This window comes from Actinophytocola sp. (genome assembly GCF_050699935.1).
GTDB lineage: Bacteria > Actinomycetota > Actinomycetes > Mycobacteriales > Pseudonocardiaceae > Actinophytocola.
The window spans coordinates 1-11,453 of sequence record NZ_JBOHGB010000043.1; the positions used below are offsets into that span (position 1 = coordinate 1).

Annotated in this window: 10 protein-coding genes and 2 pseudogenes; 1 reads left to right on the forward strand and 11 read right to left on the reverse strand. The window is 68.3% G+C overall.

Annotated elements, in window-relative coordinates; all coding sequences use genetic code 11:
* Positions 1–131 (forward strand): annotated as a pseudogene (locus tag ACRDTB_RS16240) (IS5/IS1182 family transposase); the annotation flags it as partial.
* 641 nt (positions 132–772) lie between these two features.
* On the opposite strand, the gene ACRDTB_RS16245 reads toward ACRDTB_RS16240, so the two are convergent.
* From ACRDTB_RS16245 to ACRDTB_RS16295, 11 genes and pseudogenes are all read right to left on the reverse strand, one after another.
* Positions 773–1,507 (reverse strand): 3-oxoacid CoA-transferase subunit B, encoded by a 735-nt coding sequence (locus ACRDTB_RS16245; RefSeq protein WP_431431139.1) that lies wholly within the window; start codon positions 1,505–1,507, stop codon positions 773–775.
* Positions 1,504–2,184: a 3-oxoacid CoA-transferase subunit A gene (locus tag ACRDTB_RS16250; protein WP_431431140.1), complete on the reverse strand. Its 681-nt coding sequence runs from the start codon at positions 2,182–2,184 to the stop codon at positions 1,504–1,506. Before ACRDTB_RS16250 ends, ACRDTB_RS16245 begins: the two co-directional genes overlap by 4 nt.
* A gap of 4 nt (positions 2,185–2,188) precedes the next feature.
* A complete protein-coding gene (gene pcaC / locus ACRDTB_RS16255) occupies positions 2,189–2,554 on the reverse strand; it encodes a 4-carboxymuconolactone decarboxylase (RefSeq protein ID WP_431431178.1) in 366 nt (121 codons plus the stop codon).
* Between the two features lie 93 nt (positions 2,555–2,647).
* Positions 2,648–3,370: pseudogene (locus ACRDTB_RS16260) on the reverse strand (alpha/beta fold hydrolase); the annotation flags it as partial.
* The gene (pcaG, locus tag ACRDTB_RS16265; protein WP_431431141.1) at positions 3,367–3,918 is read right to left on the reverse strand and encodes a protocatechuate 3,4-dioxygenase subunit alpha; all 552 of its coding nucleotides are present in this window, start codon (positions 3,916–3,918) and stop codon (positions 3,367–3,369) included. The gene pcaG and the pseudogene ACRDTB_RS16260, both read right to left, overlap by 4 nt.
* On the reverse strand, positions 3,915–4,637 hold the full coding sequence (gene pcaH, locus ACRDTB_RS16270; protein WP_431431179.1) for a protocatechuate 3,4-dioxygenase subunit beta: 723 nt from the start codon (positions 4,635–4,637) through the stop codon (positions 3,915–3,917). Before pcaH ends, pcaG begins: the two co-directional genes overlap by 4 nt.
* A 340-nt stretch (positions 4,638–4,977) precedes the next feature.
* Positions 4,978–5,544 carry a DUF5134 domain-containing protein gene (locus ACRDTB_RS16275; protein WP_431431142.1) on the reverse strand — a complete coding sequence of 189 codons (567 nt, stop codon included), beginning with the start codon at positions 5,542–5,544 and terminating at the stop codon, positions 4,978–4,980.
* Between the two features lie 15 nt (positions 5,545–5,559).
* Positions 5,560–7,218 (reverse strand): FAD-binding protein, encoded by a 1,659-nt coding sequence (locus ACRDTB_RS16280; RefSeq protein WP_431431143.1) that lies wholly within the window; start codon positions 7,216–7,218, stop codon positions 5,560–5,562.
* Positions 7,215–8,306: an ABC transporter ATP-binding protein gene (locus ACRDTB_RS16285; protein ID WP_431431144.1), complete on the reverse strand. Its 1,092-nt coding sequence runs from the start codon at positions 8,304–8,306 to the stop codon at positions 7,215–7,217. Before ACRDTB_RS16285 ends, ACRDTB_RS16280 begins: the two co-directional genes overlap by 4 nt.
* Positions 8,307–8,445: 139 nt before the next feature.
* A complete protein-coding gene (locus ACRDTB_RS16290) occupies positions 8,446–10,221 on the reverse strand; it encodes an ABC transporter permease (RefSeq protein WP_431431145.1) in 1,776 nt (591 codons plus the stop codon).
* A gap of 52 nt (positions 10,222–10,273) precedes the next feature.
* Positions 10,274–11,374 carry an ABC transporter substrate-binding protein gene (locus ACRDTB_RS16295; RefSeq protein ID WP_431431146.1) on the reverse strand — a complete coding sequence of 367 codons (1,101 nt, stop codon included), beginning with the start codon at positions 11,372–11,374 and terminating at the stop codon, positions 10,274–10,276.
* Positions 11,375–11,453: the final 79 nt, after the last annotated feature.

Consider the following 11,453-nt stretch of genomic DNA (forward strand, 5'->3'; position numbering starts at 1 on the left):
GCTCGGGTCGAGCACACCCTGGCCAGCATGAAGTGCTGGAAGATCCTCCGCGACTACCGCCGCGCCGCCAAACCCTCACCGACGCCGTGTCCGGAATCGCCCACCTGCACAACATCGTCCACGCCGATTGACATCAACACCGAGCGCCACCAACCACACCACCCGTTACGAGACGGCGCTTAGGCGTGAAATGGTCGTGTTGCTGGCCGCTGCACCACGATACGACTGTCCTGATCGTGCACGCTCCAACCGCCGCTAGAAGGCGGGATCGCCACCGCACGTCTCCTCCTTTCGAAGATGGAGCTCAATGCGGCTGGTTTGCTACAGGCATCGGTTATCGGCACCCAGCATGTTCCCACGTTCGTCGCCGGCCCCCCGTGTTCGTGGCCGGGCTGGTCGAGGATCTGCAGGAACCGGTCTACGAGCCGAGGCCAGGGCGGGTGCCCCACCAATAGTGACAGCCCACGCGACCCGCAGCCGCTGCTCGCCAGAGACAGATCACAGCGCCGTCCTGCTCGGTGATCCCGCAGTAGGACCCCAACCTGCGATCGGCATGATGCTCAAGACTCGGCCAGTGTCTGCCCGGTCGGCAACCGGCGTACACGGTTCACCATCCACTCGAACAGCCGCGGAAACAACTCGTCCACCAGGTCCTGCTCGACCAGGTCGAGTTGGTCGGTCGACCCGTCGGTGTCCAGCCCGGCATCCGCGGCCCACCGTCGCAGGATCTGCCGGGACTGGGATCAACGGTGGATCTGACGCTTATGTGTTGTCAAGTGATCGGTCCTGCCTGGTTCAACTCGCCTCGACTGACTGTGCTGTCATTGCCGTTGGCGGCCACCGTGAAATCGTCAATGCCATGGAGTGGCACGTCGAGCCGTTCGGTGAGCTCGGCGAAGGTGGTGCCGAACGTCTCGGTCACCACGACGCTGTCGGGTCCGATGTGGAAGATGGCCTGGTCGGTGTACACCCGGCTCACGCAGGCGAGGCCGGTGAGCGGGTAGCCGCATTCGGGTACGAGTTTCGGGGCGCCGTCCTTTGTGAACAGGGTCATCATCACGTAGACGTCCTTGGCGCCCGTTGCGAGGTCCATCGCGCCGCCTACGGCGGGGATCGCGTCGCGGTCTCCCGTGTGCCAGTTGGCGAGATCGCCACGAGCGGAGACCTGGAACGCGCCGAGCACGCATATGTCGATGTGTCCGCCGCGCATCATCGCGAAGGACTCGGCATGGTCGAAGTAGGACGCGCCGGGCAACTCCGTGACCGGGATCTTGCCGGCATTGATCAGGTCGGGGTCGATTCGGTCACCGGACGCCCTCGGGCCCATGCCCAGCATGCCGTTCTCGGTGTGCAACACGATGCCGTGCGCGGGGTCGAGATGTTCGGCGACCGTCGTCGGCTGGCCGATTCCGAGGTTGACGTAGGAGCCGGGTGGGATTTCCTTGGCGATGCGCCCGGCCAGCTCCCTCCGGCTCAGCGGACGACGGTCGGTGTACTCGATCGTCATGACTCCTCCAGGTCGATCGGCTGCGCGGTGTCCAGTACGCGGTTGACGAAGATCCCTGGCGTGACAACGGTTTCCGGGTCGAGATCGCCGACCGGCACGAGCCGCGAGACCTCGGCCACGGTCAGCCGGGCCGCGGTGGCCATGACGGGGCCGAAGTTGCGGGCGGTCTTGCGGTAGACGAGATTGCCCGCCAGGTCGGCCGTGTGCGCGCGGATCAGCGCGGCGTCAGCGTGGATCGGGTACTCGAGCAGGTACTCGCGACCGTTGATGGTTCGGGTCTCCTTTCCCTCGGCGAGCGGCGTTCCCACGCCGGTGGGCGTGTAGAACGCACCGATCCCGGCGCCCGCGGCACGGATCCGCTCAGCCAGGTTGCCCTGTGGCACCACCTCGAGCTCGACGCGACCGGCGCGGTACAGCTCGTCGAAGACGAACGAGTCGGACTGGCGCGGGAACGAGCAAATGATCTTGCGAACCTGGCCGGTGGCGAGCAGCGCGGCCAGTCCGGTGGACCCGTTTCCCGCATTGTTGTTCACCACCGTGAGCTCCCGCGCGCCGCCACGTCGCAGCGCGTCGACGAGCGCGAACGGCAACCCCGCCCGACCGAAGCCGCCGATCAGCACCGTCGAGCCGTCCACGATTCCGCGAACGGCCGCGTCAGCATCCGGCGCGATCTCCACGACGTCATCCCTCCGTAGTCGTGCTCTCCTCGGCCGTGAGGGCTCGCTGGGCGATGCGGAACGCGGTGTTCGCGGCGGGGACGCCGCAGTAGATGGCGGTGAGCAGGAGTAGCTCCTTGATCTCGTCGGAGGTCAGACCGTTCGTTCGTGCGGCCCGGACGTGCATCGCCAGCTCGTCGTGGTGTCCCAGGGCGACGAGCGCCGACAGCGTGATGAGGGAACGGCTCCGGTGGTCCAGCCCTCGCCGGGTCCAGATCTCGCCCCACGCGTAGCGGGTGATCAACTCCTGGAAGTCGGCGGTGAACTCGGTGGTCTGCGCGGTGGCTCCGTCCACGTGCGCGTCGCCAAGCACCTCGCGGCGTACGCGCATGCCCTCCGCACGCACCTGCGCGGTCCCCGTCGCCGTGACTTCGGCGGCCGTGTTGGCGGCGACCAGGCCGGCGACCAGGCCTGGTTCCTCCGCGGGGGCGAGGTGTGCGGTACCGGGAATCGTCTCGAGCCGGCCGTGCTGCACACCGCCGGCGATCTGGCGCAACGACGCGGTGGGGGTGACGCGGTCGACCTCGCCGGCGATCGCGAGGACGGGCGCGGTGATCTCGGCCAGCCGGTCTCGGACGTCGAACCGGGCGAGTGCCTCGCAGGCCGCGGCGTAGCTGGTCGGATCGGTGTGACGCAGATCGTCGAGCAGCGCGTCGGCCACGGCCGGCTCATGCTGGGTGAAACCGGGGCCGAACCATCGGGCCCGCGCCATGTCCAGGAGGGCTCCGGTGCCGTGTGCGCGGACTGCCGCCGCACGTTCGTGCCACATCGCGGCGTCGCCGATGCGGGCACCCGTGCACACGAGCGTCGCCGAACGGACCCGGTCCGCGGCGTCGAGCAACAGCTGGAGGCCGACCGCGCCGCCGATGGAGTCACCGGCGTAGTGGAACTCTCGGTCGGTGATCGCCAGCACGGCCTGTGCCAGCCCGGCGATGTCGAGCCGGCCGGCCGGCCGGCCGGTCCCGTGTCCCGGGAGGTCCCAGCCGAGTACGTGGAACCGACCGGTGAGCTTCGCCGCGGCAGCGCCCCAGAGGTTCCGCACCGTGGTTCCCAGGGATGGGCCGAGTACCAGCAACGGCAGATCCCGTGTCGGTCCGGACTCGTCACCGGTGAAGTCGACGATCGACAACTGTCGAGCGACGGTCATGGGTACTCCGGATAGCGGAGGAATACGGTCTCGCCCTCGCCTTGCATTCGAACGTCGAACCGCAACCCCGCGGTGTCCTGTGTCGCGACGAGCGTGCGGCGCCGTTCCTCCGGCAATGCGGCCAGCAGCGGATCCGCCGCGTGGTCGTCGTCGGGCAGGTAGATCCGGGTGAACAAGCGGTTCAGCAGGCCACGCGCGAACACCGTCAGCGCGATGTAGGGCGGCCGCCCTACATCGACGCGGCCCGGCCACACCGTGGTGAAGGCGTAGCGACCCGTGTTGTCCGTGGCGGCTCGGCCCCATCCCGTGAAGGTGTGGCCGTCGCGGCGCAGTGAGCCGGGGGAACGCGAGATGTGCCCGGCCGCGTCGGCCTGCCAGATCTCCAGCAGCGCGTCGTGCACCGGGTCGCCGTCGCCGTCCCACACGTGTCCATACAGGAGGATCGCGTCGGGACGGCCCGGCGGTACCAGCTCCTGGCCACCGTCGTATGGCAGGGCGTCGTGGAAGAACGGCCCAATCGTCTGGCCAGGCGTCGGGGTCCGGGTCACGGCTCGGTCTCCTCCCAGACGCGCGCGCTGCCGGTGAGCACGATGTCCCAGCGGTAGCCCGTGCTCCACTCCGGTCGGGACAGGTCGTGGTCATAGGTCGCCACGAGTCGCTCTCTCACCCACTGGTCCCTGATGGACTGACAGATCGGGTCGAGCGCCAGCAGCGGATCACCGGGGAAGTACATCTGGGTGACCAGCCGGTGAGTGAAGCCCGTGCCGAAGAGGGAGAAGTGGATGTGCGCCGGCCGCCAGGCGTTGTCGTGGTTGCGCCACGGGTACGGGCCCGGCTTGATCGTGGTGAACTGGTACGCGCCATCGGGTCCGGTCAGACACCGGCCGATCCCGGTGAAGTTCGGATCGATCGCGGCATCGTGCTGGTCGCGCTTGTGGACGTATCGTCCCGATGCGTTCGCTTGCCAGATCTCGATGAGCTGACCCGCAACAGGACGGCCGTCGCCGCCCAGTACGCGGCCGCTCACCACGATGCGTTCGCCAATCGGCGCGCCGCCGTGCCGGATCGTCAGGTCCGCCTCCAGCGGGTCCACATCGCGGTGCCCGAACACCGGGCCGTGCAGCTCGAGGGTCTCCGGGTCGGCGTGATGCAAGTCCTTGGTCGGGTGGCGCCGGATGCTGCTGCGATACGGCGGGTAGTCCAGCCACGGATGCGTCTGCGGGGAGACGGCCGCGTCGGGCTCGTACTCCTTGGCGATGGCCGCCATCTCGGCGCTCACCTCGGCCTGGGTCGGTGCTGTGGATGACTCGCCCACGGCAGCTCCTTGGACTGGTCGGAATCTGTCCGAAAGCTGGACTACGACGCGCGGCGACCCCACCAGCGCAAGAGCCGACCCAGCGAGGAGGCCCGGCGCCCGCCCGGTGATCTGCCCTGTGCCGAGGTCGTCCCCATGCCGACGTGCCTGCACACGCCCACCTCCGTGTACTGGCCACGGCGGACCAACTCCCGTTCGGGGCAGCTGGCGCCACAGGGTGGGCACCACGTCCTCGGTGGTCCCTTGTCGTCGGGCTCGCAGGTCATCGATCCGCCTCCAGCCTTCAACGAGCTCACAATGCGATCGCCGACATGTAGGCCATGCCGAGGCTCATCACCGCGCGACAGGCAGGACGGCTCAGCCGGCGAAGACGTGGCACGACCACCAGGTTCGGCCAACGCCGTTCCGTGCGCACGGCCACCACCATCGACCGGATGCCGTCGATTCCGAAGTATGTCGCCATCGCCACGGCGAGGAGTGGAGCAGCCGGATGACCGTGGACCGACCCGCCGTGCGGCATCACGGTCGCCATGTAGAACATCGCCACCGCGGACACGACATGGTGCAGCTCCGTCAGCCGGCTCATGCCCGCCGGTGAGCGGGGTCTGGTCGCGGCGACCGCGAACCACGACGTGACGAGCAGCAACACGGTCTGCCAGCCGGCGCGCGGAATGGGCGCGCCGACCGGCGAGACGCTCGCGGCCATGGCCAACAGCAGGAGAAACTCCGCGACGTCGGACTGCCGGACGGCGCTGGTCGAGGCCGCCTGCTCGTGGTGACCGAGCCGGATCACCACGGCCACCGCGAGAAGCAGGAACAGACCGAGCAGGCACCACGCCACCGGACCTGGAATCGACATGGTCTTTCGCGGCCATCACGGCACCGGCGCGCCCGCGACCGCGGTCCCGATCGTCACACCCATCGCCATCCCCTGGGCGTGGGACAGCCCGGCCTGGTAGCCAGGCCCGGTGTCGATGTCGCTGGCGTTGTTGCCGCACGCGAAAAGGCCGGGGACCGGCCGGCCTCGCACGTCGCGCACCTGGCCGCCCGCGTCGACTTCGAGCGTGATCGAACTGATCCCGGTCGGGACGAGCGCGACACCGTAGTACGGCGGACGCGTCAGCGGACCGAGGTTGGCGGAGCTTCCCGCTTGTGCGGTGCCACCCATGATGTTCGCGAACGGCGTGGAACCGCGGCCGAACACATCCGCACCGGCCGCGACGCCGGCGTTGAACGCCTCGACGGTTCGTTCCAGGCCCGCGGCGTCGATCGAGAGCTTGCCGGCGAGCTCACGCAGATCGCCACCACGGGCGAGCCACGCCGGTGCGGGTTCGCCGACCGGGCGGCCAGCGAACGAGTATCGCTCGAAGAACTGCGCGTCCATGATCAGGAAACACGGATAGTTGACGTAGGTATGGGTCCGCACGTCGAAACGCTTGACCTCGTTGACCATGAATTGGAAGGACGATTCGTCGCCGAACCGCTCTCCACGCGCGTTGACGATGACCGTGTGCGGAGCGGCCGCTTCACGAACTCCCGACGACCGGAAATGCCGGCCTCCCTCGGGTACGTCGAGCTGGTAGCCGAGCATGACCCGGAGGTTGTGCCGGGCACGCGCGAGCGCGGCGCCGATCTCCAGCGCCATCCGGATTCCGTCGCCCTCGACGCTCGGTGGGAAATGGGTACGCCATGCCGGCAGGTCCTCGAACTTGCGGACCAGCTCGGTGTCGCCCTCCGCCCCACCACAGGCGAGGACGACACCCCGCTTCGCGCCGACGCGCAGGGTGACGAGCTCCTCCCCACGCCGCGCGACCAGTTCGACGCCGGCCACCGCGCCGTCGTCCAGGATGAGGCGGTGTCCGGCGCACGCCGTGCGGACGTCCACGCGGTGCCGAAGGCACGCGGCGAGCAGGTGGCCGGCGAGGCCCATACCGAAACCACGGTGATCCCCGTCGGCACGACGGGACGCCACGAGCTCATGATCCCAGCCGGTCTGGTCGGTCAGCCCGCCCCAGCCGATCGCCTCGTCCCAGTCGACACCGGTCGGCACGTACGGCGACCGCCCGAGGTGCGGGGCCCACTCGCCGAGATCCGCCGCGCGGAACAGCTCCGTGGCGAACACCCTGCCCTTCGGCCGCGACCCCGGTGCCATGGGAAAGTAGTGGTCCGGAACCCGTTGCAAGGTCTTGAACGGCACGCCGAGTGATCGCAGCGACCGCATCGCCCACGAGGAGCGCCGGATGAACCGTTGGAGTTCCGCGACCGACGCCGTGTCAGCGGTGAGGAAGCGGAGGTAGTCGACCGCGTCGGCCAGCTCCTGCGCCGGAGGTGCCTGCGGTGACGGGCCGAACGGGTCGACGCCGAGCCAGATCGCGCCGTATGAGTAGGCCGTGCCGCCGCCGAGCACGTCGGCCTTCTCGGCCAGGAGCACCGTCGCACCGTGTGCCGCCGCGGTCGCGGCCGCAGCCGTGCCGCTCGCGCCGGACCCGAGCACGACGACGTCGAACGTCTCGTCGAAGTCCACGACGCTCACCCCTTCGCCACCTGCTCGTCGCTGTGGTCCGCAGTGTTTTGCGCCGTGTCCACACCGCCGTTCTCGGAGTGTTGCGGGACGGCGATGCAACGCTTGGGGGGTAGGTGGACCATGAGGCGATCGCCCTGTGTGTAGGGGGTGTTGGCGTCCTGGACGGCCTTGATCTGACCGAGCGGCGTGTCGATCTCGTAGTCGATGAACCGGCCGGAGAAGCGTCGCGTCCGCACCACACCGTCGACCGCGTTCCGGTGTGACCCCATGGCCGTGTCGATCGGGCTGAGCTCGATGTGCTCCGGGCGGACCAGGAGGCTGACCGAGTCGCTCAGGTCGGACTCGAACACCTCCGCGGCGAATTCCCCCCGCGGGGTCGATATGGTCAGCGAGGTCCCGTTCCGCGCGGTGATCGCACCGTCCAGAGTGTTCACCGGACCCACGAACCGCGCCCCGAATGCCGACCGGGGCCGCAGGTACAGATCCAGCGGCCGTCCGACCTCCTCGATCACCCCGTCGCGCATGACCGCGAGGCGATCGGACAACGTCAACGCCTCGGTCTGGTCGTGCGTCACGTACAGCATGGTGATCGGCAACCGCTCGCGCAGCCGGATGAGCTCGTCACGCATCTCCGTCCGCAACTGAGCGTCCAAGTTGGACAGCGGCTCGTCCAACAACAACAGCTTCGGCTCCTTGACGATCGCCCTGGCCAGAGCCACCCGTTGCTGCTGCCCACCGGAGAGCATCGTGGCGGATCGCGACGCCAGCGCACCCAGTCCGACGAGGTCCAGCACCTCCCCCACGCGGGTCGCGGTCTCCGCCTTCCCGACCTTCATCGCGGTCAGGGGGAACGCCACGTTCTCGAAGACGTTGAGGTGCGGCCAGATCGCGTATGACTGGAACACCATGGCGATCGGCCGGCGGTTCGGCGGCACCTCGACACGGCGCGCGGGCGCCGCCACGACCCGGCCGTCGATGGAGATCTCCCCGTCGTTCAGGGCCTCCAGCCCCGCGATGCACCGCAGAGTGGTCGTCTTGCCGCACCCACTCGGGCCCAGCAAGGTGAAGAACTCGCCCGCGGCAACGTCGAAACTCACGTCCCGCACCGCGAAGGAATCCGCCCCATGGCCATCGTAAGTCTTACCCAGATTCCGGACCGACAACATGCTCATGACGACGCTCCAAACCAGGAACCCGACCGCGGCCGGCGGCGAACCAGCTGTTCGATCTCCACCATCAGTACTCCCCGTCCTCTTTTCGCACCCGGCTCCAGGCGAACACCAGAACCGCCAGCACCGCGATCAGCAAGACGCCACCCGCTGCCGTGACCGTCGGCTCGCCGTTCTCCCAGTAACCCCACAGGACCGTCGGCACCGTCTCGTTGTCGGTGCCCTGCAGCAGCAACGCGGAGGACAGTTCGCGGATCGAATGCGCGGCGACCCAGACGAACACGATCAACATCGCCGGGCGGACGAGTGGCAGGATGACCCGCCGGAACGCCGCGGCGCGGGTCGCCCCGCTCGTTCGCGCCGCCTCTTCGAGTTCGGGCGCGATCTGCATCACCGCACCGTTCGTCGTCCGGGTGGCGAACGACGTGAACGTCGTGATGTGCGCGATGGCGATGATCCAGATCGTCGCGTAGATGGGCACCGACGGAAGCTGGAGATACAGGAAGATCAGCGCGACGCCGATCATCACCGCGGGGATGCCGATGGGCATGAACGCCAGCGCGTCGACCACACCGCGCCCACGCAGCCTGGTCTTCGTGACCACCCAGGACACCAAGGGCGCGAAGAACATCAGGAACGTCGCCGTGACCACCGCGACGACCAGTGTGTGCCACGCGCCGGACAGCATGGTCGGGCTGGACAGCAGCTCGCCGTAGTTGGCGAACGTGAGTCCGGCGAGCGCGTCCCGGCTGATGCCCGTGTAGTAGGGGAAGAAGCTGACCGCGGCGAGCGCGAGGGTCGGCCCGATGATCGCGCACAGGAAGTACACCCACACGACGATCACGCAGGGCGTGCGCCACCTGCCGAGCCGGAACAGCCTACGGTGGCGAGCCTTACCCGACACCACGACGTACCGGTAGGACCTGCGCACGAAGAAGTGGTAGGCCCAGGTCAGCATGAGCAGCATGATCAGCGGGATGCCCGCAAGCGCGCCGATCTCGCCGTACTCGGGAAACCCGGCCTGTGGCTGACTGGCCACGTAGATCTCCGATGCGAGCACGTGGATCCCGCCGCGAAGGCCGATGAGCCCGGGGATGTCGAACAACAGGAAGCTCGCGATGAACAGGAACGACGACACAGCGAGCAACGACGGCGTCACGAGCGGGATCAGCACACGCCGCAGGAGCATCCACGTTCCGGCGCCACTGGTGAGCGCCGCCTCCTCCAGCGACGAGTCGATGTTGCGGAACGCCGGGGCGAGCATGAGGTAGGTCGTCGGCACGAACGCGACGCCTTCAAGGAAGATCATCCCCCACATCGAATAGATGTCGAGCGGGCCGATCGACAGCAGACCCAGGCCGGAATTGATCACTCCGATGGTCGGGTCGAGCAGGAGAACCCAGGCGACCCCGAGCAGCACGGGCGGCATTGCGAGCGGGACAACGATGAACGACCGCAGGAAGCGACGCGACGGCAGGTCGGTTCGCTCGAACAGCCACGCCAGCGCGGCACCGACGACGACGGCGAACACCGTGCTGCCGACGGCGAACACGATCGTGTTGCCGAGCATCCGGTAGATCCGCGGTCGGCTGTACACCTCGAGGTAGTTGGCGAGCGTCAGGCCGGCGCTGTCGATGACGCCGCCTGGCTTGAAGCTGCTCCACAGCAGGACGGCCAGTGGCGCCAGGACGAGGTAGGCGAGTATGGCGCCGACGACCAGCAGCGGTGCGTAGCGCAGCACGGCGCGGGCACCGCGGCCGACCACGCGGCCGGTCGCGGTGCCCGGGACGCCGGGTTCCCGCGGCGGTGCCGCGGGGCTCGGCACGACAACGTCGGTCTGCACGCGTTCGTCTTCCTCTCCGCCACTCCGCGATGGAACGAAGGTCGCGTCGCGGTCAGCCGGCTGCCTGGATCAGCTCGGTGAACGCGTCTGCCCACTCCTTCACCTGGTCGGTGTTGCCCGGCGGCCAGCCCGACAGGTTCTTGCCCTGGTACTCGTCTCGGACCTTGGTCCCCGGTACCTGTGGGTTGGCTCGACCGGTCGCGTCCTCCTGCGCCTTGGCTCCCTCGGCGGAGTCGAGCCAGGAGATGAACAGGCGAGCGGCGTTCGGGTTGGCACCCCCCTGGACCACCGCGCTGTACAGAACGGACACCGAGAGCGGGTCGGCGGCGGCGAAGTCCGTCGGTGCCCCCTGTGCCTTGGCGATCGAGGTCAGGCGGTCGACGCCGATCCCCAGGGGCAGCTGACCCGACGAGATCGCGGAGGTCATCTCGAACACCGACTGGAAGACCTGCGGCTGCTGCGCCATCAGCGACTTGACGAACGACTGCGTCTCGTCACCACCCCAGGTGGGTACGAGGTTGACCAAGGGAGCCGGCAGGGACCAGAGCCCGATCTTTCCTTTCCACTTTGGATCGAGCAGGTCGTCCCACGTCTTCGGCACGTCCTGGGCGGCGACCAGCTTCGTGTTGTACTGGATCCCGTACGCGGTCGTCGAGGTGACCGCGAGGTCTCCGGCCACGAGGTCGCTCGGCATCGCGAGCTTGTCGGCCTCCAGCGGCGCGATGAGCCCGCGCTCGTCCAGGGGGGTCATCAGCTCCGCCGCATTGCTCACGACGTCCGCTGTGGACCGTCCGGACTGGTCCTCCTGCACGACGCGAGTGGCGATGTCGCCGGCGACCAGTTGGACGTGGCTGACCTCCTTGATGAACGGGTACTTCCGCTGGAACGCCTTCATGATCTGAGCGGCTTGCTCCTGCGTGCTGCTGTCGTACCAGACCAGCCCGCCTTCCTTGGCCGCCGCGTCCTGTATCTCCTGCGACGGCTCCCCCGAACCTTCGTCGAGCAGTGGAAGGAACTCGTCCGCGCCGGCCTTCGGCTTGTCGGCAGCGGTCACATCACTGCCAGCCTCGACACAGCCGCTAAGGACGAGGGCGCAGAGGGCGAGCAGCACGACACCGAAACGTCGTCGGTTCGGCAGATGCGGGGTCAACATGATCACCTCAGTTCGGGTAGGCGCTCGGTCGTCGAATGTTGCGGTTCGCCTCGTGCCACCGTCGATGCCCCGACCATGC